The sequence below is a fragment of the Streptomyces olivaceus genome (assembly GCF_000721235.1).
GTDB classification, from domain to species: domain Bacteria; phylum Actinomycetota; class Actinomycetes; order Streptomycetales; family Streptomycetaceae; genus Streptomyces; species Streptomyces olivaceus.
This window is the reverse complement of the sequence record NZ_JOFH01000047.1, coordinates 14,731-39,838: the sequence shown is the minus strand read 5'-3', so window position 1 is coordinate 39,838 and position 25,108 is coordinate 14,731. Positions and strand designations below refer to the sequence as shown.

General features: G+C 71.9%; 22 protein-coding genes and 1 pseudogene. 8 read left to right on the top strand and 15 right to left on the bottom strand.

Translation table 11 applies throughout. The features are described from left to right. Positions 1-43: 43 nt before the first annotated feature. Together IG94_RS0134230 and IG94_RS0134225 are read right to left on the bottom strand one after the other, a co-directional pair. Positions 44-988: an SCO1860 family LAETG-anchored protein gene (locus IG94_RS0134230; protein ID WP_031046605.1), complete on the bottom strand. Its 945-nt coding sequence runs from the start codon at positions 986-988 to the stop codon at positions 44-46. A gap of 186 nt (positions 989-1,174) precedes the next feature. Next, positions 1,175-2,266, bottom strand: coding sequence for an amidohydrolase family protein (locus IG94_RS0134225; protein ID WP_031046600.1), 1,092 nt, complete (start codon positions 2,264-2,266; stop codon positions 1,175-1,177). A gap of 204 nt (positions 2,267-2,470) precedes the next feature. Between IG94_RS0134225 and IG94_RS0134220 the strand changes: the two genes are divergently transcribed. The 5 genes from IG94_RS0134220 (at position 2,471) to thpD (ending at position 7,248) form a co-directional block, all read left to right on the top strand. Continuing rightward, positions 2,471-3,598: a pyridoxal-phosphate-dependent aminotransferase family protein gene (locus tag IG94_RS0134220; protein ID WP_031046596.1), complete on the top strand. Its 1,128-nt coding sequence runs from the start codon at positions 2,471-2,473 to the stop codon at positions 3,596-3,598. 329 nt (positions 3,599-3,927) lie between these two features. Continuing rightward, positions 3,928-4,440 carry a diaminobutyrate acetyltransferase gene (gene ectA / locus IG94_RS0134215; protein WP_031046591.1) on the top strand — a complete coding sequence of 171 codons (513 nt, stop codon included), beginning with the start codon at positions 3,928-3,930 and terminating at the stop codon, positions 4,438-4,440. A gap of 131 nt (positions 4,441-4,571) precedes the next feature. Further along, positions 4,572-5,843 (top strand): diaminobutyrate--2-oxoglutarate transaminase, encoded by a 1,272-nt coding sequence (gene ectB, locus IG94_RS0134210; protein ID WP_031046586.1) that lies wholly within the window; start codon positions 4,572-4,574, stop codon positions 5,841-5,843. 100 nt (positions 5,844-5,943) lie between these two features. Further along, the gene (locus IG94_RS0134205; protein ID WP_031046583.1) at positions 5,944-6,342 is read left to right on the top strand and encodes an ectoine synthase; all 399 of its coding nucleotides are present in this window, start codon (positions 5,944-5,946) and stop codon (positions 6,340-6,342) included. Positions 6,343-6,348: 6 nt separating this feature from the next. Then, a complete protein-coding gene (gene thpD / locus IG94_RS0134200; RefSeq protein ID WP_031046580.1) occupies positions 6,349-7,248 on the top strand; it encodes an ectoine hydroxylase in 900 nt (299 codons plus the stop codon). Positions 7,249-7,405: 157 nt separating this feature from the next. Here thpD and IG94_RS39105 read toward each other — a convergent pair. The 4 genes and pseudogenes from IG94_RS39105 to IG94_RS0134180 form a co-directional block, all read right to left on the bottom strand. Further along, positions 7,406-8,277, bottom strand: a pseudogene (locus IG94_RS39105) (aminotransferase class V-fold PLP-dependent enzyme). Positions 8,278-8,347: 70 nt separating this feature from the next. Beyond that, complete coding sequence (locus tag IG94_RS0134190; protein ID WP_031046578.1) at positions 8,348-9,061, bottom strand: DsbA family oxidoreductase; 714 nt, start codon at positions 9,059-9,061, stop codon at positions 8,348-8,350. 75 nt (positions 9,062-9,136) lie between these two features. Beyond that, a complete protein-coding gene (locus IG94_RS0134185; RefSeq protein ID WP_031046576.1) occupies positions 9,137-9,640 on the bottom strand; it encodes a GNAT family N-acetyltransferase in 504 nt (167 codons plus the stop codon). A 147-nt stretch (positions 9,641-9,787) separates the two neighbouring features. After that, a complete protein-coding gene (locus tag IG94_RS0134180) occupies positions 9,788-11,317 on the bottom strand; it encodes an aldehyde dehydrogenase (NADP(+)) (protein WP_031046574.1) in 1,530 nt (509 codons plus the stop codon). Positions 11,318-11,569: 252 nt separating this feature from the next. Here IG94_RS0134180 and IG94_RS0134175 point away from each other — a divergent pair, with 252 nt between their 5' ends. From IG94_RS0134175 to IG94_RS0134165, 3 genes are all read left to right on the top strand, one after another. Further along, on the top strand, positions 11,570-12,343 hold the full coding sequence (locus tag IG94_RS0134175) for an IclR family transcriptional regulator (protein ID WP_031046572.1): 774 nt from the start codon (positions 11,570-11,572) through the stop codon (positions 12,341-12,343). Between the two features lie 3 nt (positions 12,344-12,346). Continuing rightward, positions 12,347-12,817 (top strand): GNAT family N-acetyltransferase, encoded by a 471-nt coding sequence (locus tag IG94_RS0134170; RefSeq protein WP_031046570.1) that lies wholly within the window; start codon positions 12,347-12,349, stop codon positions 12,815-12,817. 112 nt (positions 12,818-12,929) lie between these two features. After that, entirely contained in the window at positions 12,930-14,384 is a 1,455-nt protein-coding gene (locus IG94_RS0134165; RefSeq protein WP_031046567.1) for a peptidoglycan D,D-transpeptidase FtsI family protein, read from the top strand. A 46-nt stretch (positions 14,385-14,430) separates the two neighbouring features. On the opposite strand, the gene IG94_RS0134160 is transcribed toward IG94_RS0134165, so the two are convergent. The 9 genes from IG94_RS0134160 to IG94_RS0134120 form a co-directional block, all read right to left on the bottom strand. Next, the gene (locus tag IG94_RS0134160) at positions 14,431-15,228 is read right to left on the bottom strand and encodes an HAD family acid phosphatase (RefSeq protein WP_031046564.1); all 798 of its coding nucleotides are present in this window, start codon (positions 15,226-15,228) and stop codon (positions 14,431-14,433) included. A 164-nt stretch (positions 15,229-15,392) separates the two neighbouring features. Beyond that, the gene (locus tag IG94_RS0134155) at positions 15,393-16,523 is read right to left on the bottom strand and encodes a pectinesterase family protein (protein WP_031046561.1); all 1,131 of its coding nucleotides are present in this window, start codon (positions 16,521-16,523) and stop codon (positions 15,393-15,395) included. 90 nt (positions 16,524-16,613) lie between these two features. Continuing rightward, entirely contained in the window at positions 16,614-17,966 is a 1,353-nt protein-coding gene (locus tag IG94_RS0134150; protein WP_031046558.1) for a pectate lyase family protein, read from the bottom strand. Positions 17,967-18,083: 117 nt separating this feature from the next. Beyond that, positions 18,084-19,442, bottom strand: a complete 1,359-nt coding sequence (locus IG94_RS0134145) for an ABC transporter substrate-binding protein (protein ID WP_031046555.1) — start codon at positions 19,440-19,442, stop codon at positions 18,084-18,086. Positions 19,443-19,580: 138 nt separating this feature from the next. After that, positions 19,581-21,110, bottom strand: a complete 1,530-nt coding sequence (locus IG94_RS0134140; protein WP_031046553.1) for a glycoside hydrolase family 43 protein — start codon at positions 21,108-21,110, stop codon at positions 19,581-19,583. Next, a complete protein-coding gene (locus IG94_RS0134135) occupies positions 21,107-21,961 on the bottom strand; it encodes a DUF6807 domain-containing protein (protein ID WP_031046550.1) in 855 nt (284 codons plus the stop codon). The genes IG94_RS0134140 and IG94_RS0134135 overlap by 4 nt, the downstream gene beginning before the upstream one ends. Further along, positions 21,958-23,136: a Gfo/Idh/MocA family protein gene (locus IG94_RS0134130; RefSeq protein WP_031046547.1), complete on the bottom strand. Its 1,179-nt coding sequence runs from the start codon at positions 23,134-23,136 to the stop codon at positions 21,958-21,960. Before IG94_RS0134130 ends, IG94_RS0134135 begins: the two co-directional genes overlap by 4 nt. Positions 23,137-23,258: 122 nt before the next feature. Beyond that, on the bottom strand, positions 23,259-24,155 hold the full coding sequence (locus IG94_RS0134125; protein WP_031046544.1) for a carbohydrate ABC transporter permease: 897 nt from the start codon (positions 24,153-24,155) through the stop codon (positions 23,259-23,261). Further along, positions 24,152-25,087, bottom strand: coding sequence for a carbohydrate ABC transporter permease (locus IG94_RS0134120; RefSeq protein ID WP_031046541.1), 936 nt, complete (start codon positions 25,085-25,087; stop codon positions 24,152-24,154). Before IG94_RS0134120 ends, IG94_RS0134125 begins: the two co-directional genes overlap by 4 nt. Positions 25,088-25,108: the final 21 nt, after the last annotated feature.

The following is a 25,108-nucleotide window of genomic DNA, read 5'->3' as shown; positions in this document are numbered from 1 at the left end:
CCCCTCCCCCCTCTCCCGCGTCCCGACCCCGCGTCCCGAGAGGTCAGCCGCGCCTGCGGCGGGCCAGGAACAGGGCGCCGCCGCCCGCCAGGACCAGGGCCGCGGCGCCGGCCGCCACGTACGGCGTGGCGGAGTTGCCGCCCGTCTCCGCGAGGTCGGCCCCGGCGCGGGCGCCCTGGGGCCGCACGTCGGCGGCCGGTTCGGCGTCCTCCCCCGCCGGCGGCTCCTCGGCCTTCGCCGGCGGCTGCTCGGCCTCGTCCGCTGGTGCCGCCGGGGACTCGCAGGTGGCCTCCGCCAGGGTGACGGTGCCGTCGACCTCGGCGACGTTGAGGTCGAGCGGGTTGACGGAGATCTTGAGTTCGAGGGCCGTGGCGGCGGCCGTGCGGGAGGTGGTCTGCGTCTTCGACAGGTCGAGGCGGACCTCGCCGACGCCCGGCACCTTCACGTCCGTCGTCCCGCCGGTGGTGAGCGTGACCTTCTTGCCGAGGACCGTCACCGGGCCGAGGAGGTTCGCGTCGGCGACCGGCTTCTTCCCGGCCTCGCAGGTCGCCTTCGAGGTGACCTCGGACAGCTCGATCACCGACAGCAGCGGCAGGCCCGGCACGTGGAGCTTGGCGTGGGCCAGTTCGGTGTGCCCCTCGCTCTTCGCGGCGGTCGCCGTGGCCCGGGCGTCGGCCACGTCGGCGCGCAGGACGCTGAAGGCCTTGCCCCCGTCGACGCCGTCGAGCCGGGCGGTCAGGGCGGTCTTGCGGGCGCTTTCGGGGGCCTGCACCTCGTTGAGGGTGACCGCGAGCGGGACGTTCACGGTCTTGTTGAGCAGGGAGACGTCGAGCCCGGTGCGCAGCACGGTGGCGCTCGCGCGGCCGTGGTCGCCGGTCGCGTGCGCGGCGCCCGGGACGGCCAGGAACGCGGGTCCTGCGGCCAGGGCGGTGGCCGCCGCGACGGTGGCGAGGCGGCGTGCGGGCATGCGGAAGGTGTTGCCGTTCAAGGTGGTGGGACCCCCAGTGAGACATGCGTGTGGGACACACATGAGCGACGTGCTTGGGACCCGGAAAGAATCTCCCCGCGTACGCCCCACCGTCAGCGATCCGAGGTCACTTCACCCCTTCGTGGGGTTTTGGCGCATCCTTTCGAATCTCGCGGCACGCGCGTTCCCCCAGGTCACTCGCGTCGGCTAACCGACGACCCGCCCGTTCAGCACCACCCGGCGCGGGTCGGTGAGCACGCGCACGTCGGCGCGCGGGTCACGGTCGAACACCACCAGGTCCGCCGGCGCACCCTCGTCCAGGCCGGGCCGCCCGAGCCAGCGCCGGGCGGCCCAGGTCGTGGCGGAGAGCGCCTCGACGGGCGGGATGCCGGCGGTGACCAGCTCCGCGACCTCCGCGCCCGCCAGACCGTGGGCGAGGGCGCCTCCGGCGTCGGTGCCGACGAAGACCGGGATCCCGGCGTCGTAGGCGTTGCGGACGGTGTCGTAGCGGCGCTCGTGCAGCCGGCGCATGTGGGCCGACCAGCGCGGGAAGCGGGACTCGCCGCCGTCGGCCAGCGCGGGGAAGGTGGCGATGTTGACGAGGGTCGGCACGATGGCGACGCCACGCTCGGCGAAGAGCGGGATGGTGTCGTCGGTCAGCCCCGTGGCGTGTTCGACGCAGTCGATCCCGGCCTCGACCAGGTCGCGCAGGGAGTCCTCGGCGAAGCAGTGCGCGGTGACCCGGGCGCCCAGGCGGTGGGCCTCGGTGATGGCCGCCTCCACGGCACCGCGCGGCCAGCACGCGGACAGGTCGCCGAGGTCGCGGTCGATCCAGTCGCCGACCAGCTTCACCCAGCCGTCGCCGCGCCGGGCCTCCTGGGCGACGTACGCGACGAGGTCGTCGGGCTCGACCTCCCAGGCGTAGTTGCGGATGTAGCGGCGGGTGCGGGCGATGTGCCGGCCGGCCCGGATGATCTTCGGCAGGTCGTCGCGGTCGTCGATCCAGCGGGTGTCGGAGGGCGAGCCCGCGTCGCGGAGGAGCAGGGTGCCCGCCTCGCGGTCGGACAGGGCCTGCTTCTCGGCGGTGTCCGCCGGGACCGCGCCGTGCCGGTCGAGGCCGACGTGGCAGTGCGCGTCGACCAGGCCGGGCAGCGCCCACCCCTCGACGGTGCGCACGTCGGCGGCGCCGGCGGGGCGGTCGTAGGAGATCCGCCCGTCGATCACCCACACCTCGTCCCGGACCTCCTCGGGCCCGACGAGCACCCGCCCCTTCACGTGCAGCACCGCGCGATCAGTCATGCCCGCACCCTAACGGTGCCTGTACAGGCGTCCGGGCGGGCCGCCGGCCGTCGGCCCGGGGCCGTTCCGGCCGTAGCGGAAGCTACGATTCCGGGCGTGGGGGTGTCGCAACGGAAGGGCTCCGGCGTGAGTGCCGGCCGGGGCCCTGGTTACTCTCGTTCCACTACGTGTCGTCCACCTGCCCGTGAGTGAAGAGAGCCCCGCATGACCCACCCGTTCCTGGACCTCGCTCCGCTGGGCGCCGGCCGTTTCGCCGCGATCGAGGACCGGGTCGCGCGGCTGCTCGGCACCGGGCAGGACGTCGTGGTCATGCAGGGCGAGGCGCTGCTGCCGCTGGAGGGCGCGATCCGCGCCGCCGCCGGTCCGGGCACCGTCGCGCTGAACGTCGTCACCGGGCCCTACGGGCAGACCTTCGGCGACTGGCTGCGGGACTGCGGGGCGACCGTGCACGACCTCGCCGTGCCGTTCCACACGGCCGTGAGCGCCGGGCAGGTGCGGGAGGCGCTCGCCGCGCACCCGGAGACCGACTTCGTGTCCCTGGTGCACGCCGAGGCGGCGACCGGGAACACCAACCCGGTCGGGGAGATCGGCGAGGTGGTGCGGGCGCACGGCGCGCTGTTCTACCTGGACGCCGTGGCCTCCGTCGGCGCCGAGCCGGTGCTGCCGGACGCGTGGGGCGTGGACCTGTGCGTCATCGGCGCGCAGAAGGCGATGGGCGGCCCGGCCGGGGTGTCGGCGGTGTCGGTCAGCGAGCGGGCGTGGGCGCGGATGGCGGCGAACCCGGGCGCCCCGCGCCGGTCCTACCTCTCCCTCCTCGACTGGAAGGAGCGCTGGATCGACGGTGGCCGAAAAGCGCTGCTGCACGCGCCGGCCCAGCTGGAGATGCTCGCGCTGGAGGCCTGCGTGGAGCGCATCGAGGCGGAGGGCCCGGAGACGGTGATGGCGCGGCACGCGGCGGCCGCGGCGGCCACCCGGGCCGGCGCGCTCGCCCTGGGCGGTCTGGAGCCGTACGTGTACGAGGCGAAGGACGCGGCGCCGGTCGCGACGACGCTGCGGACCCCCTCGGACGTCGACGCCTCGGCACTGGTGGCCCGGGCCCTGGAGTCGGATCCGGCACTGCCGCTGGCCGCCGGCGGAGGTGCGCTGGCCGGGGAGATGATCCGGGTGAACCACTACGGCCGGGACGCCACGCGCGGGGCGGTGCACGGCTGCCTGGCGGCACTGGGTGCCGCGCTGGCGGAGAAGGGCCTCAAGGCCGATGCGGAGGCCGCCCGGCGGGCGGCGGACCAGGCATGGGACGGACAGGGCGGGGCGGTTCTTTCGGGAGACTGAATTCCCGGGAATTCCCGAACTACACATAAACTGAATTAAAGAATATGGATCAGCACAGGTTCCCATATTCTTCTGCCCGCTTTCTCTTGACCTAAACACAAAGATTCCGCGAACCTCGATTCTCGCATTTCGGACACGTCTCGCATCGGTTACGCGATTGTGACCCGATCCACATGCGGCCCGCTTTGCACCTTTTGACCGGTACAAATCGCCACATTGCGCACACTTCTCGCGCGGTGGCACGCGCCCGCGTGATAACACAGGACGCCTGCATCCGTAACCCCGTCCCGCGATGCAATTTCGAATTTCCCTGGGTAAATTCGATTTACATGACTGCCGCGCAAGCAGACCTGCAAATCGATCGTCCGAGAGTGGCCGACGGCGCCGCCCTGTGGCGCATAGCGAGGGATTCCAAGGTCCTCGACCTGAACTCGTCCTACAGCTATCTGCTCTGGTGCCGGGACTTCGCCGCCACGTCGGCCGTCGCCCGTGACGGGCACGGCGTGCCGGTCGGCTTCATCACCGGCTACGTCCGCCCGGACCGGCCGGACACCCTGCTGGTCTGGCAGGTGGCGGTGGACGAGGCGCACCGCGGGCGCCGGCTCGCCGCCTCGATGCTCGACGGGCTCGCCGCCCGGACCGTGACGGAGCTCGGGCTGACCACCCTCGAGACCACCGTCTCCCCCGACAACACGGCGTCCCAGCGACTGTTCGCCTCGTTCGCCGAGCGGCACGGTGCCCGACTGGAGCGCGAGGTGCTCTTCGACACCGGCCTGTTCCCGGACGGGCCGCACGAACCAGAGGTCCTCCACCGCATCGGCCCCCTGTCCGCGGCCGGCTGACCCGCCGGCCGCCCGGACGCCGGGCACCCCCGGCAGTCCGGCCCCTGAGACTTCCCGGCCGGGACCGCACCGGTTCCGCCGGACCGTACGACCTTCCTCTGACACCCTCACCCAACGAGGAGCGATTCGTCGTGACCATCACCCAGCCCGACCTCAGCGTCTTCGAGACCGTCGAGTCCGAGGTGCGCAGCTACTGCCGCGGCTGGCCCACCGTCTTCGACCGTGCGCTCGGCAGCCGCATGTACGACGAGGACGGCCACGAGTACCTCGACTTCTTCGCCGGAGCGGGTTCGCTCAACTACGGGCACAACAACGCCGTCCTGAAACGCGCGCTGATCGACTACCTGGAGCGGGACGGCGTCACGCACGGGCTCGACATGTCGACCACCGCCAAGCGCCGCTTCCTGGAGACGTTCCAGAACATCATCCTGCGCAAGCGCGACCTGCCGTACAAGGTCATGTTCCCGGGCCCGACGGGCACCAACGCCGTCGAGGCCGCGCTGAAGCTGGCGCGCAAGGTCAAGGGCCGCGAGTCGATCGTGTCCTTCACCAACGCCTTCCACGGCATGTCGCTGGGCTCGCTGGCCGTGACCGGCAACGCGTTCAAGCGGGCCGGCGCCGGCATCCCGCTGGTGCACGGCACGCCCATGCCGTTCGACAACTACTTCGACGGGACCGTCGAGGACTTCATGTGGTTCGAGCGGCTGCTCGAGGACCAGGGTTCCGGTCTGAACAAGCCGGCCGCCGTGATCGTGGAGACCGTGCAGGGCGAGGGCGGCATCAACGTCGCCCGCGTCGAGTGGCTGCGCGCCCTGGCCGACCTGTGCGAGCGCCAGGACATGCTGCTCATCGTGGACGACATCCAGATGGGCTGCGGCCGTACCGGCGCCTTCTTCTCCTTCGAGGAGGCGGGCATCACGCCGGACATCGTCACCGTCTCCAAGTCGATCAGCGGCTACGGCATGCCGATGGCGCTGACCCTGTTCAAGCCCGAGCTGGACGTCTGGGAGCCGGGTGAGCACAACGGCACCTTCCGCGGCAACAACCCGGCCTTCGTGACGGCGACCGCCACGCTGGAGACGTACTGGGCCGACGGCTCGGCGATGGAGAAGCAGACCCGCAAGCGCGGTGAGCAGGTCGAGCAGCACATGATCGCCATCACCGAGGAGAACCTCGCGGACATCAAGGAGTACCGGGGCCGCGGTCTGGTCTGGGGCCTGGAGTTCCACGACAAGGACCGCGCGGGCCGGGTCGCCAAACGCGCCTTCGAGCTGGGGCTGCTCATCGAGACGTCCGGCCCCGAGAGCGAGGTCGTCAAACTCCTGCCGGCGCTCACCATCACGCCCGAAGAGCTGGACGAGGGCATGAAGACCCTCGCCCGGGCCGTGCGCGAGACGGCCTGACCGCTCCGCACCGCCCTCCCTGCTTCCGGCGCCTCGGGCCTCGCGGCCCGGGGCGCCGGGGACCATGGCACACCCCTCACCTAGGAGGCATCGCAACACCGTGATCGTCCGTTCGTTCAAGGAACTCGAAGGCACCGACCGCCACGTGAAGTCGGCGTCGGGCACCTGGGAGACCAAGCGCATCGTCCTCGCCAAGGAGAAGGTCGGCTTCTCCCTGCACGAGACGATCCTGTACGCGGGTATGGAGACCCAGATGTGGTACGCGAACCACATCGAGGCCGTCGTCTGCACGAAGGGCGACGCGGAATTGACCGACCGCGAAACGGGGAAGAAGTACCACATCACGCCCGGCACCATGTATCTCCTGAACGGCCATGAGCGGCACACGCTCAAGGTCAACGAGGAGTTCCACTGCATCTGCGTCTTCAATCCCCCCGTGACCGGACGGGAGGACCACGACGAGAACGGCGTCTACCCGCTGCTCACCGAGGAGGTGTGAGTCACCGTGACCACCACGACCACGAACGTCACTGATCTCTATCCCACCCGCGGCGCCACCGAGGTGGCAACCCCCCGGCAGGACCCGGTGGTCTGGGGCTCCCCGGACACACCCGGTCCCGTCTCCCAGGGCGACCTCCAGGCCCTGGACCGCGACGGATTCCTCGCCATCGACCAGCTCATCGGGCCGGACGAGGTCGAGGTCTACCAGCGGGAGCTGGAGCGGCTCACCACCGACCCGGCCATCCGCGAGGACGAGCGCTCGATCGTCGAGCCGCAGTCCAAGGAGATCCGGTCGGTCTTCGAGGTGCACAGGATCAGCGAGGTCTTCGCGAAACTTGTGCGCGACGAACGCGTGGTCGGGCGGGCCCGGCAGATCCTCGGCTCGGACGTCTACGTCCACCAGTCGCGGATCAACGTCAAGCCGGGATTCGGAGCCAGCGGCTTCTACTGGCACTCGGACTTCGAGACCTGGCACGCCGAGGACGGCTTGTCGAACATGCGTACGATCTCGGTCTCGATCGCACTCACCGAGAACTACGACACCAACGGCGGTCTCATGATCATGCCGGGGTCGCACAAGACGTTCCTCGGGTGCGCGGGGGCCACGCCGAAGGACAACTACAAGAAGTCGCTGCAGATGCAGGACGCGGGGATCCCGTCCGACGAGGCGCTGACGAAGATGGCGTCGGAGTACGGCGTCAAGCTGTTCACCGGCAAGGCCGGCTCGGCGACCTGGTTCGACTGCAACTGCATGCACGGTTCGGGCGACAACATCACGCCGTTCCCGCGCAGCAACGTGTTCATCGTGTTCAACAGCGTGGAGAACACGGCGGTCGAACCGTTCTCGGCACCGATCAGGCGACCGGACTTCATCGGGGCGCGGGACTTCACTCCGGTCCGGTGACCCGGCTCGGCCGGGGGTCCGGGGGCTGTCCCCCGGATAGCGCAGCATCGGGGCGCGGGACTTCACTCCGGTGAAGTGAGCCGCATCTGATCTCGGGCAGGGGCCTCTTCGTGTGGGACGGGAGGCTCCTGCCCGATGCTGTTCCGGGGCTCTTCCCTCAGTCCGCCAGTACGTCGAGGAGCCGGTCCACGTCGGCCGCGGTGTTGTACACGTGGAAGGCGGCCCGCAGGTTGCCCGCCCGGTCGGACACCTGGACGCCGGCGCCGCTCAGCACGCGAGTTCCTCGACGGGGCCGTAGCAGCTGTCCCAGGGGTGCTCGCCCGACGCCCACCCGGCGAACAGCGGCCGCAGCCCGGCCGCCGCTCCCAGATCCTCCGGTACGACGAGGAAGGCGACGCCGCGCGGGCAGAGCACCCACTTGTAGGCGACGGCGGCGACGTAGTCGAAGTCGTCCGCGGCCGTCGGCAGCCAGCCGTTCGACTGGGACACGTCGATCAGGGTCCGCGCCCCGTGCGCGCGGGCGGCGTCCCGCAGCGCGGGCAGGTCGGCGAGCCGCCCGTCGGCCGACTGCACGGAGCTGACCGCGACGAGCGCGGTGTCCGGGCCCACCGACTCGGCGAGCCGCTCCAGCGGCACACTGCGCACCTTCAGGCCGCCGCGCGTGTACAGGGGGTTCACCAGCGAGGCGAAGTCGGCCTCGGCGGTGAGGACCTCGGCGCCCTCGGGCAGCGAGGCGGCGACGAGCCCGCTGAACGTGGCGACCGACGAGCCGGTCGCGACCCGGGTGGCGGGCACCCCCATGAGTCGGGCGTACGCGGCCCGGGCCGCCTCGACGTCGGCGAACATGTCGAGCGGCTGCCCCTCGGCCGCACGGGCCGCCGCGTCACGCATGGCTACGAGGGTCCTGGCGGGCAGCAGGCCGGTACTGGCGGTGTTCAGGTACGTGGTCTTCGGGGCGAACTCGGCGCGGACGAGGTTCTCGAAGCTCTCCATGGCACCACTGTGCGGTCCCGGGACCTCCCCGTCCATTGCGTATTTCTCAGCGGTTTCCCCAAGCAACGCTTATGCATGGCCGCCGACCTGCGGTTCCGACGGGTCCTCAGCTCCGGGGCACGGCACACCCGTCGGGGCCGCACGCCTCCGCGTCCCCGTCGTCGATCAGCTTGAGCGGCGTCCGCTCGCCCCAGGCCTGCGTCAGCGCCTGCGTGAAGACCTCGGCGGGCTGGGCGCCGGAGACGCCGTAGGCCCTATCCAGCACGAAGAACGGCACGCCGGTGGCCCCGAGCTCCGCGGCCTCGCGCTCGTCGGCGCGCACCGCGTCGGCGTGGGCGGCGGGGTCGGCGAGCACCGCGCGGACCTCGTCCGCGTCGAGCCCGGCGGCGACGGACAGCTCCACGAGCCGCTCGTCGTCGTTGAACACGGAGCGCTCGTCGGCGAAGTTGCCCCGGTAGAAGGCGTCCAGCAGTTCCGCGTGCAGGTTCCGCTCCTTGGCCAGGTGCAGCAGCCGGTGCATGTCGAAGGTGCTTCCGTGGTCGCGGTCCCGGGTGCGGTAGTCGAGGCCCTCGGCGGTGGCCTGCGCGCCGAGGTTGTCCTCACCGGCCTGCGCCTGCGCCTCGCTCATGCCGTACTTGGCGGTGAGCATCGTCAGTACCGGCTGCACGTCGTCCTTGGCCCGGCCGGGGTCCAGCTCGAAGGACCGGTGGACCACCTCGACGCCGTCCCGGTGCGGGAAGGCCGCGAGCGCCTTCTCGAAGCGGGCCTTGCCCACGTAGCACCACGGGCAGGCGATGTCGCTCCAGATCTCGACGCGCATGTCTCGGCTCTTCTCCAGGTCGTACCGCTGCGGAGGCCCTCCCCGCCTCGTGCGTGAACGTTCAAGCAGCCGGTCTCATTCCCCGGGCACGCCGTACCGCAGGAAGAGGTGGTGGTCGCCCTCCGCGGGCGGGTTGTGCGGGTCGGGGAGCCAGCCGAGGCGGGCGTAGAAGGCCTGGGCGCGCTCGTTGTCCACGTGCACGTCCAGGACCGCGTCCCGGTGGCCGTCTGCCCGCCACTGCTCGACGCAGGCCGTGTGCAGGGCGGTGCCGATGCCGGAGCGCCAGTGGCCGGGGTCGACGTGGAACTGGAAGAGCTTGACGGTGTCGGGCCCGCCTCCCTCCGGCACCCGGAAGGAGGCGAGGGCGACGATGCGCCCGTGCTCAACGGCGCACAGCACGTGTCCGTCGGGGCGCTCGACGGCGGTGCGCCACACGGCCGCCCAGTCGGTACCGTCCTCGGGCAGCCCGTCCGGGTAGTACGTCGACCGCGCCCGGTGGTGCAGCGCGGCGAGGGTCCCGGCCTCGGCGGGCAGCACGGAACGGATCACCCGGCGCCCGGTCGCACGTTCATCGATCATGCACACCAGGACGCGCGGGCCCGGCCGCGCGGTTGCGCGCAGTCCCGGTGCGGGAGATCGCCCCAGGGGCCCGGAGAACCGCGCGACAGGCCACGACGGCGAGCCGGCCGCGGTACAACCGCACCCCTACGGCGCGACCGCGAACCGCTACCGCTCCAGCACCCCGTTGAACCGCCGCGGCAGCCCGAGGGGGTTGCCGTCCCGCACCTCGGGCGGCAGCAGCGCCTCCGGCACCCCCTGGTAGGCCACCGGCCGCAGCCACCGCTCGATCGCCGTGCCGCCCACCGACGTGGACGTCGACGTGGTCGCCGGGTACGGCCCCCCGTGGTGCTGGGCCGCCGCCACCGCGACCCCCGTCGGCCAGCCGTTCACCAGCACCCGCCCGGCCAGCGGCGTCACCTCGGCGAGGACCTCGGCCCCGCGCCCCTCACCCGCCGCTTCCCCGGCGGAGATCTGCACGGTCGCCGTGAGGTTGCCCGGCAGCCGGGAGAGCACGGCCCGCACCTCGTCGGCGTCCTGGTAGCGGACCACGACGGTGACCGGCCCGAAGCACTCCTCCAGGAGCAGGTCGTGCTCGCCCTCGGCGGCCAGCCGCGCGGCCGGCACGGTGAGGAACCCGGCGGCGACGGTGTGCTCGCCGCCCGAGCCGGGCGTCACCGGCGAGTCCACGTCGGGCAGCGCCACCCGCTCGGCGACGCCGGCGACGAAGTTGTCCCGCATGCGGTGGTCGAGGAGGACACCGGCGTCGGTGTCGCTGACCGCGTCCGTGAGGGTCTTGACCAGCCCGTCACCGGCGGCGCCCGCCGGCACGAGGACCAGGCCGGGCTTGACGCAGAACTGGCCGACGCCCAGGGTCATCGAACCGGCCAGCCCCGCGCCGATCGCGTCCGCCCGCTCGGCGGCGGCGGCCTCGGTGACGACGACCGGGTTCAGCGAGCCCAGCTCGCCGTGGAAGGGGATCGGCACCGGCCGTGCCGCCGCCGCGTCGAAGAGCGCGCGGCCCCCGCGTACGGACCCGGTGAAGCCCGCCGCCGCGATCAGCGGGTGCTTGACCAGCTCGACGCCCGCCCCGAAGCCGTGGACGAGGCCGACGACGCCCTCGGGGACGCCGTGCCGGGCGGCGGCGCGGCGCAGCACCTTGGCGACCAGCTCGGACAGGGCCGGGTGGTCGGGGTGGGCCTTGACGACGACCGGGCAGCCGGCCGCGAGGGCGCTCGCGGTGTCGCCGCCGGGGACCGAGAAGGCGAAGGGGAAGTTGGACGCCGAGTAGACGGCGACGACGCCGAGCGGCACCTTGTAGCGGCGCAGGTCCGGGATGGGCGGGGTGGCGGTGTCGTCGGGGTGGTTGACGACCACGCCGAGGAACTCGCCCTCGTCGACGATGTCGGCGAAGGCCCGCAGTTGGTAGCTGGTGCGGGCGAGTTCGCCGGTGAGGCGGACCGGACCGAGCGCGGTCTCCGCGTCGGCGACCTCGACCAGGGTCTCCTCGGCCGCCTTCAGGTCGTCGGCGGCGCTGCGCAGGAAGGCCGCGCGGACGGTCCGGTCGGCGAGCGCGCCCCGGGCGGCGTGCGCGGCGCGGACGGCGTCGTCCACCTCCTGGGCCGTGGCTTCGACCGCGACCTGCTCGCGCTGCTTCCCGGTACGGGGGTCGACACTCCAGACTGGTGCTGCTGCCACCGCGGGTCCCTCCACGTGCTCTGCATCGGATGTGCTCGTCATCGGAGTCGTAGACGTCGCTGTTCGTGGACGTCGCCGTTCGTAGACATCGAGTCGGCATCGAGCTGGACACCGAGTCGATTTCGAGTCGTACGGTATCGAGTCGTCGGGATCGGACCGTCGGCATCGAGCCGTTCGATATGCTGAACGCTGTCTCTGATGATGAATATGCTGTTCGAGACTATTTCCCGTCGAACGAAGGGGTCAAGGGCGATGTCGGCTGGCGAGACGGGGGGCGGAGCGCAGGTCAAGTCCGCGGTGCGGACGGTCGAACTGCTGGAGTACTTCGCCGGACGCCCCGGTATGCACTCCCTGGCGTCGGTGCAGGAGGCAGTGGGGTACCCCAAGTCCTCCCTCTACATGCTGCTGCGCACGCTGGTCGAGCTGGGCTGGGTGGAGACGGACGCCACGGGCACGCGGTACGGCATCGGCGTACGGGCGCTGCTGGTCGGCACCTCGTACATCGACGGCGACGAGGTGGTCGCGGCGGCACGGCCCACGCTGGACCGGCTCTCCGACGACACCACGGAGACCATCCACCTGGCCCGCCTGGACGGCACGAACGTCGTCTACCTGGCCACGCGCCAGTCCCAGCACTACCTGCGCCCGTTCACCCGGGTCGGGCGGCGGCTGCCCGCGCACTCGACGTCGCTGGGCAAGGCGCTGCTGAGCACGTACACCGACGAGCAGGTGCGCAAGCTGCTGCCGGAGACACTGCCGGCGCTCACCGAGCACACCCTCACCGACCGGGAGAAGCTCATCGAGGAGCTGCACCAGGTGCGGGAGCAGGGCTTCGCCGTGGACCGCGAGGAGAACACGCTGGGGCTGCGCTGCTTCGGCGTGGCGGTGCCCTACCGCACCCCCGCGCGGGACGCGATCAGCTGCTCGGTGCCGGTGGCGCGGCTGACGCCCGCGCACGAGCAGATGGTGAAGGACGCGCTGTTCGACGCGCGGGACCGGCTGACGCTGGCGACGCGTAGGCTCTGAGCCATGCACATCGCACTGCGCGAGGTCCACGACAGCGATCTGCCCGTCTTCTTCCGGCAGATGAACGATCCGGAGTCCCTGCGCATGGCGGCCTTCACTCCGAAGGACCCCGCCGACTGGGAGGCGTTCGCGGCCCACTGGAGCCGGATCCGGGCCTCCCGCGACGTCGTGCGCACCATCCTCGGCGACGGTGACGTGCTCGGCAGCACGGCGGTGTACGGGGACCCCGGCGAGCGCGAGGTGACGTACTGGGTGGACCGGGCGTACTGGGGACGGGGCGTGGCCACGGCCGCGCTGCGGGCCCTGCTGGACGAGGTCGACGACCGCCCGCTGTACGCGCGGGCGGCGGCCGACAACGCGGGATCGCGGCGCGTGCTGGAGAAGTGCGGCTTCGAGACGAGCGCCCGGGCCCGGGGGTTCGCCGCGGCCCGGGGCGAGGCGATCGACGAGGTCGTGCTGCACCTGTCGGCCTGAGCGGGCCGCCGCGCCCGTCGTCCGGGGCCTTCATGAACGGACGATGAGAAAACAGGGCACAAGGAACGATTCGCGCCCGCCCGTTCGTCCTGCCAGCGGGATGAACAAAGGGATGAACAAGACGATCAGGCGTGCCTCGGTCCTCACGCTGCTCCTGGTGTTCGCTCTGCTGATCAGGGCGACCTGGGTGCAGTTCTACGAGGGCGAGGCGCTCGCCGACAGCAAGGACAACCGGCGCAACGCGATAGAGACGTACGCGGGGCCGCTCGGGAACATCGTCGTGGCCGGCCGGTCGGTCACCGGCTCGGCACCGACCCGGGACAGCGACCTGGCGTACAAACGCACGTACGACGACGGCCGGCTCTACGCGGCGGTGACGGGCTACGCCTCGCAGGCGTACGCGCCGACCCAGCTGGAGGGCATCTACCAGGACGTGCTCAACGGCACCGACCCGCGGCTGAAGACGGTGATGGACACCGTCACCGGCACCCGGGCCGAGCCGGGGAACGTGGTGACGACGATCGACCCGGACGTGCAGAAGGCCGGGCTCGACGCGCTGGGCGAGACGAAGGGCGCCGCCGTCGCGATCGACCCGCAGACCGGCGAGATCCTGTCCGTCGTGTCGACACCCTCGTACGACCCGGCGTCGCTGACCGACGCGAACACCGCGGGCGAGGCCTGGGAGAAGCTCACGACGGACCCGGACAAGCCGCTGACCAACCGCGCGCTGCGCCAGCCGCTGCCGCCGGGCTCGACGTTCAAGCTGGTCGTGGCGGCCGCCGCGCTGGAGGACGGGCTGTACGGCTCGGTGGACGAGAAGACCGACAGCCCGGACCCGTACACCCTGCCGGGCACCACGACGGACCTGTCCAACGAGAACCCGAGCGCCCCCTGCGAGAACGCCACGATCCGCACCGGGCTGCAGTACTCCTGCAACAACGTCTTCGCGAAGATGGCCGTGGACCTCGGGCAGGACAAGCTGCGGGCCATGGCCGAGAAGTTCGGCTTCAACGACGAGACGCAAGACGTGCCGGTGCGGGCCTGGACCAGCATCTATCCGGAGGACATGGACCGGTCGTCGACGGCGCTGACGGGCATCGGCCAGTTCGACGTGACGGCGACCCCGCTCCAGATGGCGATGGTCTCCGCGGCCCTCGCGGGCGGCGGCGAGCTGGTCTCCCCGCACATGGTGTCGCAGGTCACCGACGGCGGCGGCGACGTCCTGGAGGACCACTCCGACGCGGACTCGGAGCGGATCGTGTCCTCCGCCACCGCCGGGCAGTTGCAGTCGGCCATGCGGACCGTCGTCGACAACGGCACGGGTTCCAACGCGCAGATCGCCGGAGCGACGGTGGGCGGGAAGACGGGCACGGCCCAGCACGGCGAGAACAACAGCAAGACGCCGTACGCCTGGTTCACCTCCTACGCCAAGTCCGACAGCTCGGACAAGGAGGTCGCCGTGGCGGTCGTCGTCGAGCAGTCCGACGCGGCGCGCAGCGAGGTGAGCGGCAACGGGCTGGCGGCCCCGGTGGCCAAGGCGATGATGGAGGCGGCGCTCAAGAGCTGACCCGCCTCGGTCCCGTCCCCCTCCCCGGCCGCGGCCGCGGGGTGCGCTACTCGACGAAGTACGTCGGGTTGGGCAGCTTGTACGTCCGGTCGGCCCAGCCGCCCTGGAGGTCGGAGTACTGGTCGCCGACGTTGGCGACGACGTCGTAGCCGAGGTCCCGCTCGATGTGCCGGCGGGTGCCCGCCTTGTACTCCACGGTGGTGCAGTCCCAGGTGCCCGGGGTGGCGCAGTGGGACAGGTAGGAGGGCGGGTTCGCCTTGTCCTTGAGGAAGACGTGGTCGGTGTCGAGGTTCACGTCGGCGCCGACCTTCTTCAGGTTCTCGACGGCGGCGGCGCGCTGGGCGTCGCTCAGGCCCGAGTTGTAGAAGACCTCGACGCCCTTCTTCTCGGCGTACCGGACGAGGTCGGGGCTGCCGGGGACGGCCGGGCGGTCGGCGCGGTCGACGTAGGCGGCCCAGGTGTCGCCGTCGTAGCCGTAGTTGTTCTTCTTCTCGTAGTCGAGGCTGAGGAGCAGTGTGTCGTCGATGTCGAAGACGATCGCGGGCCTGGTGTGCCGGTGGTGCGCCGTGCGGGCCGCCCGGTCGATCTGCTTCTTCGCCGCCGCGTCGGCCCGCGCCAGGTCGTCGGCGTACGGGCTGTCGGGCGAGGCCTGGTAGACGCCGTCGGCGTCGAGCGTGGTGCCGTAGTAGGCGTCGATGTCCTTGCTCAGCTGCCCGATGTTGTACGGCTCGTGGGTGGAGTTGGCCGTGGACTGGCCGGCGGTGGCGGCGCCCGTGCCGTACAGGACGGTGCCGGTGACGGCACAGGCGGCGACGGCGGACGCGATGCGCAGAGGTTTATGCATGACACAGGTTTCTACGCGCGTCACCCGGGTGTGCGCGAGCCCGGTGGCCGGATCCGTACCCCATTACCTGGCAAAGATCGCGTCAAGCGGGTCAAGTACCGGTGCCTGCCGGCCCGCTGGTGCCGGTGCCGACCGGCCCGCCGGCGCCGGTGCCCGTCTGCCCGCTAGTGCCGGCGGGTGTACGGCCGCCAGTCGCCGAGGTACGCCTCCGGGGTGTGCCAGGCGGCCTCGGCACGGGTGAGCCGGGGGCGGTTCTCCGGCACGGTGACCGCGGCGCCGGGGCCGGTGTTGCGGTACTCGGCGAACCGCTGCTCCTGCCAGGGATACGCGTCCTGCATGTCGGCGTACGGCGCCACCGCGTCGATGCCCGCGCCGAGGCGGGTCTCGCGCACGGTGAGCATCGGGCGGGCGGTGGGATCGGAGCTGGGCACCCAGGGGCGGGCCAGCTTGTAGGAGCCGTCGGGTGCCTCGCTGGTGACGCGGCCGCGGGTCACCAGGTACCCGCGCGGGTTGGCGCCCGCGGTGGACGGGGCGAACACGAAGCCGTAGGGGGCGGTGTCGAGGCCGGGGCGGACCAGGGTGCGGAAGGTGCAGCGCTCGTACACGGCCGTCGCCCGGCCGAAGACGAAGTCGACGTCGCCCTCCGCGTAGCAGTCGGCGTAGTACTGGCGGGCGAAGAGGGAGAGGTCGCGGCTGTCGGCGTAGAGGGTGTCCTGGTGGCCGAGGAAGCGGCAGTGGTGGAAGGCCGAGCGGTCGCCCTGGACCTTGACGGCGACGGCCTGGGTGCCGGTGACGTCCGGGTGGTCGGCGCGCAGCCAGTCGTTGGCGAAGGTGATCCGGTGGGCGGTGAAGCCGTCGGCCCGCACGGTGGTGGTGGCGGAGCCGCTGGTGCCGTAGGTGCCGGAGCCGTCCGGCCTCAAAGTGCCGGCCGCGTTGTCGTACACGACGACGACGTCCCGCGGGTCCGCACCGGCGCCGATCCAGGTGGCGCCGGTGCGGTCGGCGTCGACGGTGACCGTCTCGCGGTAGGTGCCGGGCGCGAGGACGAGCGTCCAGCCGTCGCCCTCGGCCGCGGTGACGGCGGCCTGGACGGAGGTGAAGTCGCCGCGGCCGTGCGGGTCGACGTACAGGGTCTTCGGGGTGCGGCGGCGGGCCGGTGAGCCGTACCGGCCGAAGGGGTGCGGGCGCGGCCGGGTGCCGGCGGCGGCGGGGCCCGCCGCGAGGCCGAGGGCGGCGCCCGCGCCGGCGGTGGTCAGGAGGAAGCCTCTGCGGGACGGTGCGGGTCGTCTGTGCATGCCGTGCTCCTTCGGGGCGGGGAGGAGGGGGCCGGGGCGGCATGGCGCCCCGGCCCGCGGTCGGGGGATGTCGGTCGGCGTCGGGGGACGTCAGCGCAGACGGCCGGCGCCCGCGCCGCGGTCGACGACGGACGGGACCGCCCTGGACGGCAGGACCTCGGTGCGCAGCGTGGGCGTCCAGCCCGCGCCGGACCCGAGCGGCACGTCCGGATTCTGGGCGTTGTGCGCGGCGATCAGGTCGGTGGTGCGGCCGTTGACGCGGTTGTGGGCGGCGGTGAGCGGCGAGTCGTTCCACCGCTTGAGGACCTGCCCGGCGCTGACGCCGTCCGGCAGGGTGAAGGCGTTGTGCTCGGCGACGAGTTGGGACTCCTTGCCGACGCCGAAGCTGTAGCCGTAGTCGTCACCGGCCACGAAGTGGTTGTTGTAGACGTCGACCTGGCCGAAGCGGACGCGGGGCGCGCGCTCGACGAGCCCCTTGAACAGGTTGTGGTGGAAGGTCGACTTCAGGTGCCCCCGGTCGACCGCCGCGGTGGCCTCGCTGTCGCTGTTGCCGATCAGGATCGTCTTGTCGTGCTCGGTGAACACGTTCCAGGAGGCGGTGACGTGGTCGGCGCCCTTCACGATGTCCAGCTGGCCGTCGTGCTGCTGGTAGAGCATCCCGAAGTAGGTGGGCGCCGCGCTGTCGGGGTGCTCGCCGTCGGTGAAGGTGTTGTGGTCCAGCCACACGTGCGTCGCCCCGTACACGACGGCGCTGTCGTACTCGGAGTTCCAGTTTCCCTGGTCGCCGTCGGTGGGGTCCCACTGTGGGAAGCAGTCGACGGGGCTCTCGAAGGTCAGGTTGCGGACGATGACGTTGTCCACGTCCTTGATCTGCAGGCTGGCGCCCTTGAGTCCGGCGTTCCGTCCGACGCCGACGATCGTGGTGTTGGCGGGGACGTGCGCCTTGATGGACGTGTCCTGCTCGGCGGCGGAGGCACGGCGCAGTCCCTCGGGGCTGTCGTCGGGCTCGGCGCTCAGGTCGGTGTCCATGCCCCAGTTCTCGGGGGAGTACGCCTCCAGATAGGCGTCGAAGTCGTAGCCGGGCGCGGCGAAGGCCTCGCAGCCCGCGGAGACGGCGTCGACGGTGCCGTTCACCTTGATGATCCGCGGCGCGGTGCCCTCGACGGCGAGGGCGGCTCTGAACCCGGCCCAGGTGGAGACGGTGAACACGCGCTCCGCAGCGGCGGCGGCCCCGCCGGTGGTACCGGTGCCGTGGGAGGCCCAGCCGTCGTTCGCGGGCAGTGTCTGGCGGGCGGTGTCCCGGGGGTGGTGGCCGGTGCGGGCCTCGGCCGGGGCGGCCGCCAGGCTCAGCACGAGCGCGGTGCAGCCGGCGAGCGCGGCGGTCCAGGTCGCGTTTCCGGCACGCCCAGATTTAGCGTGTCCATGCCATATACGAGTGTTCATGGTGCGGCTCTCCCTTTCGTGGGCGGGGGTCGTGGCGCGTGCGTGGTGAAGCGGGGACGGCCGGCGGCCCGCGAACCGAACCACGGGCCGTCCCACGGCGATGTCCGGATCGGCCGGTCAGCCCATCTGCTCGGTCCACTCGGCCTGGGCCGCGTTCAGCTTCTCGGCCAGGTCGTCCAGGAAGTCCTTCGCGCTCGTCTCACCGAGCAGCACCTTCTGGAACGCCGGCTCGCTCTCCGACTTCGAGAGGGTGTTCCAGTCCGGCAGGTAGTACGGCAGCTGGACGATGGTCGTGGACCCGTCGTTCAGCGCCTGCGCCGCCAGCTTCGTCGGCTCGGCCTTCTGGATCCACGCGTCGTCCGCGGCCTCCGTGTTGGACGGGACCTGTCCGGCCGACTCGTTGAACCGCGAGTTCTGCTCCGTCGAGGTGGCGAACTCGATGAACTTCCAGGCGGCCTCCTTGTTCTTGGAACTCTTGAACAGGCCGAGCCCGTCGACCGGGTTGGACACCTGCACCCGCTTGCCGGAGGGACCGACCGGCTGCGGGATGCCGCGGAACTTCCCGGTGCCGAGCGCCTTCACGTGGTCCGTGTAGGAGCCCAGGTTGTGGTTGACCATGCCGATGGTGCCGGTGTCCCACTGGGCGGTCATCTTGGCGAAGTCGTTGTTGACGTCGGCGGCCGGCGTGACCCTCTTGTAGAGGGCGGCGTACTTCTCCAGCGCCTCGACGTTCTCCGGGTCGTTGACGGTCGTCTTCTTCTCGGCGTCCCAGAACGAGGTGATGCCGGACTGCCCGTACATGGCGTCGAATGCCTGGGCGATGGACCCGGAGCCGCCGCGGATGGTGTAGCCGAACGCGTTCTTGCCCTTGTCCGTCAGCTTGTCGGCGGCGGCGTAGAACGCGTCCCACGTCGTCGGCTCGTCGAGCCCGGCCTTCTCGAACAGGTCGGTGCGGTAGTAGAGGACGCCGTTGTTGGCGGAGGACGGCACCGAGTACAGGGTGCCGTCGCCGCCGCCGGCGGCCTTCACGGACTCGACCATGTCCTTGTTGAGCTTGCCGTTCAGGGAGGACTCGGTGAGCCGGCCGTCCAGGGGTTCCAGGGCTCCCTGGGCGGAGAAGCCGGCGAGCATCGACGCCGTGACGCCGCCGACGTCCGGCAGGCCGCCGCCCTGGATCGCGGTGTCGACCTTGGACTGGTACTCGGTGGCGGCGATCCCGACGTACTCCACGTCGATGTCCGGGTTCGCCTTCTCGAAGTCGGCGATGATCTCCTTCCAGACGGCCGTGCGGATGCCGCCGTTGTTGTCCCAGAAGGTGATCTTCCCGGTGCCGCTGCCCTCTGCGCCCTTGCCGCCGCCCGCTCCGCTGCCGTCGTCGCCGCAGGCGGTGGCGGTCAGCGCGAGTACGGCGCCCAGCGCGACGACCGCCGGTGTCCGGCGTGCGCGGGTGCCCGTGCTGAGAATGCTGATCTTCATTGGTCGGCTCTCTTCTCCTGGATCCACTGGATCCGACGGATCCAAAGGTGCGGTGGGACTGATCCGGTGGGACCGATGCGGTGGAACTGATGCGGGTGGGACTGGACGTGTCGTACGTGTGTGTGGGGCCGGTGCGCGTTACCGGTGCCCGACGCGGAACCGGGTGAAGGTGGCCGCGCCCGCGTGTCCCGGGCCGGTGGGCGCGAGCGCGAACAGGCCGAGCAGGGCGCCGACCCAGCGCCAGGGCCTGGCGGCGAACTCCCGGCCGGTGGGGCGCGGACCGTCGCCGAGGTCGTAGAAGAAGCGGCAGCGGGCTCCGGGGGCGGTCTCGACGCGCAGCCGGACCCGTCCGCCCGGTGCGGGCCGGGGGCGGTCGGCGTCCCGCTCGGCGCCGGTCACCGACTCGGCCGCCGCGTCGGCGAACCGGTGCACCAGGTGGACCGTGCCGTCGGTGTCCCGCTGGAGCCCGATCCAGCGGTAGGCGTCGCCGAGCACCGCGAGCCCGGCCCGCGCGCCCGGCTCCTCGCTGTCCAGGGTGAGGTCCACCTCGATCACCGAGGGGGCGCCGGGCAGCCGCTGCGTCAGCGAGTTCGGCTGCAGCCGCAGGTCGTCCACGCCGGCCGCGCGGACGCACGCCAGCCGCAGGCCGTCCCCGGCGTGCTGCGTGGCCCAACCGTCGCGCGGGTTGGCCGCCCAGGACCACTGGCGGCCGAAGCGCCCGCCGGGGAAGTCGTCGTCGGTCGCGGGCGCGGCGGGCGGCTGCGGGGGCAGCGCGGGGCGGGTGTACTCGGCGACCGGAGCGCCGCCCTCGCCCAGGACCGGCCAGCCGTCACCGTCCCAGCGCATCGGCTGGAGGTGGACCACCCTGCCGTACGCGCCGCGCGACTGGAAGTGCAGGAACCAGTCCTCGCCGGTCTGCGTGCGCACCCATCCGCCCTGGTGGGGGCCGTTGACGTCGGTGTCCCGCTGTTCGAGGACGACCTTCTCCTCGTACGGCCCGAAGAACGCGCGGGAGCGGAAGGCGCCCTGCCAGCCGGTCTCCACCGACCCCGCGGGGGCCAGGATCCAGAACCAGCCGTCGTGCCGGTAGAGCTTGGGGCCCTCCAGGGTGAACCAGCCGGGCAGGCGGTCGCCGTCGACGATCACCTCGCCGTCGTCGAGGAGCCCGGTGCCGTCGGGGCGCATGCGATCGCCGGTGAGGCGGTTCTTGACGCCGGAGCGGGAGCGGGCCCAGGCGTGCACGAGGTAGGCCTCGCCGCTCTCCGCGTCCCACAGCGGGCAGGGGTCGATCAGGCCCTTGCCGGACTTCACCAGGTGCGGCGCGGTCCACGGGCCGCGGATCTCGGGGGCGTTGACCTGGAAGACCCCCTGGTCGGGGTCGCCCCAGAAGATCCAGAAACGGCCGGCGTGGTGGCGCAGGGCCGGAGCCCAGACACCGCGGTCCTGATGGGGCGCGGCGAACTCCCGCTCTGGCTCCAGGCGGTCGAGGGCATGGCCGACCAGCGTCCAGTTGACCAGGTCGCGGGAGTGCAGCAGCGGCAGGCCGGGGGCGCGGCCGAAGCTGGAGGCGGTCAGGTAGAAGTCGTCGCCGACGCGGATCACGTCCGGGTCGGACCAGTCGGCGTTCAGGACGGGGTTGGTGTACGTCTTGGCGTGCTCGGGGGTCACGTGCCGACCGCCTTTCGTACGAGGGTGGCGGCGCCGTCGGCGTCGAGGCGGCCGTCGGCGACGACGGTGACGATCCGGCGGACGGCGGTGTCCCCGGGAGCGACGGTGAGCCGTGCGTCGTGGGCGAGGGAGGAGCCGACGCCCGGGTACTCCCCGGTGCGCACGAACCACGGGTCCTGCCGGGTCCGCCCGGTGGCGCCGGCGAACACCAGTGACCAGGTGTCACCGGTCAGGGCCAGCCAGTCGGCTCGGGTGCCGTGCACCTCGGCCTCGCCGTCGCGGTCGGCGGTGAGGACGCCGGGCGCCGCGCTCTCCTTGCGGGCGCGCCAGAAGAAGCCGCCGTAGGCCGCGCCGGGGCGTCCGTTGGTGGCGGGGCTGCCGAGGGTGAGGGGGCCCGGGGTGACGTTGGTGAGGGCGAAGGTGAAGTCCAGGGCCCAGGCGGTCGAGGTGAGTTCGCGGGCCGCGACCGTGCGGCGCTCGCGCAGCAGTTCGGTGCCGGCGGCGACCCAGCGCAGGTCCTCGGTGAAGCCGTCGGGGTCGCGGAGCGGGAAGGCGGTGTGGCGCTGGGCGCCGTGGTTGTCCAGCTCGGTCGGCCCCCGGTCGCGTACGTAGGTGCGCCCGCCCCAGAAGTTGTGCCCCTCGACGTCGGGGACGGCGACACCGACGCCGAGGTGATGGAGGTGGTCGGCGGGGCCGGACTCGGTGACCGCGGTGCCGGCCAGGGTGGTGACGGGGTGCAGGTGGGGGCGCGGGGACAGCCGGGGCGGCAGCTCGGGCCGGGTGACGTACCGGGCGACGGGGCGGCCCGCCACCCGCAGGACCGGGGAGTCCGACCGGGGCGAGGGGGTCATCGGGTGCTCACCTCGTTCAGTGGGTGCTCGGTGCGGGGCGCCCAGGGCGCGCCCAGTTCGGAGTAGAGGGAGAGGGTGTCGGCGGCGGCGGCCACGAGTCCGTCGATGCCGGGAACGACGCGGCGGTTCTCGTCGGCCATGCGGCGCCAGGCGGCCTCGGGCAGCGGCTCCGGGTCGGGGGCCCGGCGGATCGCCTCGACGACCCGCATGAAGGCGCCCGTCTCGTCGGGCGGCACCAGCAGCGGGGCGCCGGTGGCGAGGTGGCCGGCCAGGTTCTCCAGCAGGTCGGTGCGGCCGTACTGGTACTCCTCGGGGCCGTGGCCGCCGCGCTGGAGCAGGACGCGGTCCTGCTTGTACCAGAAGGTGATGCGGCCGCTGTCGCCGTGGACCAGGACGTACGGCTCGCCGGCGCGCTCGGCGCACAGGGTCGCGGCGACGGTGACCCGGTGTCCGCGCGCGGTGCTGATCCGCACGCAGGAGGTGTCGTCGGCCTCGATGTCGTTGGCGTGGCTCAGCTCGGTCTCGATGCCGGTGACGTCCTCGGCGCGGGCGGTGCCGCCGAGCGCGAGGGCGGTGGCCACCGCGTGCGCGAGCGGGTTGGTGAGGGCGCCGTCGATCACGTCGGCGCCGTTCAGCCGCCGCCTGCCCGACCAGGGCGCCCGGCGGAAGTAGGCCTCGTCCCGCACCCACGCCCCGGCACCGCCGATGCCCGTCACCTCGCCGATCGCGCCCTCGGCGAGCAGCGCGCGGACGGCCGGCACGGCGTGCGAGCCCAGCGACTGGAACCCGATCTGGCAGGCGACGCCGGCCTCGGCGACCCCGTCGGCCATGCGCCGGAACTCGGCGTAGGACGGGGCCGGAGGCTTCTCCAGGAGCAGGTGCACGCCCCGCCGGGCGGCGGTCAGGGCGAGGTCGGTGTGGGTGGGGATCGGCGTGCAGATCACCGCGGCCCGGGCGCCGGTGGAGTCCAGCAGGGCACCCAGGTCGGCGGACTGCTCGGGGAGTTCCCCGCCGGCCTCGTCCTCGGTCAGCGGGACCGGGTCGCAGACGCCGGCGAACCGGACCAGGCCCGCCCGCTCCAGGCGGCGGATGTTGGCGACGTGCCAGCGGCCGTGACCGCGGGCCCCGGCGAGGACGACGGGAACCGGACCCGCCCCCTGACCGCCCCCGCGCACGGCACCGCGACTCGGCCTCTCGCCACTCCCGCGCACGGAACCGCGACCCGGCGGCCCTTCACCACCACCACGCACGGCACCGCGACTCGCCCCCTCACCGCCCCCACGGACGGGAACCTCGCTCATCCCTTCACCGCCCCCGCGCTGAAGCCGGTGATCAGCCACTTCTGGATGAAGGCGAAGACGATCACGACGGGCACGGCGGCGACGATGCCCCCGGCGGCGAGCGCGCCGAGGTCGACGCTGTCCGCGCTCATCAGGGAGTTGAGGCCGACCGGGATGGTCTGCTTGCTCTGGTTGTTGAGGAACATCAGGGCGAACAGGAAGTGGTTCCAGGAGTGCACGAAGGCGAAGGAGCCCACCGCGATCAGGCCCGGCCGCAGCAGCGGCAGTACGACGACCCGGAAGGCGCGGAACCGGCCGCAGCCGTCGACCCAGGCGGCCTCCTCCAGGGAGTAGGGCACGTTCTTGATGAAGTTGCTGATCAGGATGATCGACAGCGGCAGCTGGAAGACCGTCTCGGCGATGATGACGCTGCCCAGCGAGTTGATCATCTGGAGTTCGGCGAAGATCTCGAAGAGCGGCACGAGCAGCAGCGCGCCGGGCACGAACTGGGAGCAGAGCAGGGCGAGCATGAAGACCCGCTTGACCTTGAAGTCGAACCGGGCGAGCGCGTAGCCGCCGGCCAGGGCGACGAGCGTGGTCATCAGCAGGGTCGCGACGCCCACCAGCACGCTGTTCTGGAAGAAGGTGCCGAAGGCCCGGTCGTTCCAGACCTTCTCGAAGTGGTCGAAGGTCATCGGCCAGGGCACCAGCGAGGCCGACCCCGCCGGGCGCAGCGCGAAGAGCAGGATCCAGTAGAACGGGACCAGGGTGAAGACCAGGTAGACGCCGAGCGGGAGGTAGATCTGCCAGCGGGGCACCTCGTCCCAGGCCGGGCGCTTCTTCGGCCGGCGCGGCGGGGCGGGGTCGGCCGGCGCGGGGGCGGGGGCGGCCGCGGGGGCCTCCTTGGTGATCACTTGTTCTCGCCTCCGAACTTGCTCAGCCGCAGGTAGACGATCGAGCAGAAGAGCAGGATCACGAACGCGACGGTGGTGAGGGCCGACGCGTAGCCGAAGTCGTGGGCGTCGACGCTGGTGTTGGCGATGTACAGGGGCAGCGTCGTGGTCTCGCCCGCGGGTCCGCCGCCGGTCAGGGTGTAGAGCAGGTCGACGTTGTTGAACTCCCACACCGCGCGCAGCAGCGTGGACAGGATGATGGCGTCCTTCAGGTGCGGCAGCGTGATGTGCCAGAACTGCTTGACGCGGCTCGCCCCGTCGACCTCGGCCGCCTCGTACAGGTCCTTGGAGACGGACTGGAGGTCCGCGAGGATGAGGATCGCGAAGAAGGGCACGCCGCGCCAGAGGTCGGCGACCACCGCCGCGGAGAACACGGTCGAGGTGTCCGACAGCCAGCTGGTGCCGTACGAGCCGATGCCCATGTCGGCGAGGTAACGGGTGATGCCGGTCTGGGAGTTGTAGAGCAGCACCCAGATCGCGGAGGTCAGCACGCCGGAGACGGCCCACGGGGAGAAGACCATGGCGCGTCCGATGCCGCGGCCCACGAAGGTCTGGTTGACGATGAGCGCCAGGGCCAGGCCGAACAGCAGCTGCAGGCCGACCTCGACGAAGACCCACTTGGCGCTGAAGACCAGGGTGTCCCAGAAGACCGGGTCCTCGGTGAAGATCCGGACGAAATTGTCGAGGCCCGCGAAGCCGTTCCGCCACGGCTTGGTGGGGTTGTACTCCTGCAGGCTGTAGTAGAAGACGCTGATGACCGGGTAGGCGATGAAGCCCAGCATCAGCAGGGCGGCCGGTCCGATCAGCAGGTACGGGAGCCTGCGCGGCGTGGCCGAGGCACGGCGCCGCCGGGGTGGCGCGGGCGGTTTCGCCCCGGCTGCGGCTTGGGCCATGACGGTTCTCCGTTCTGGTTG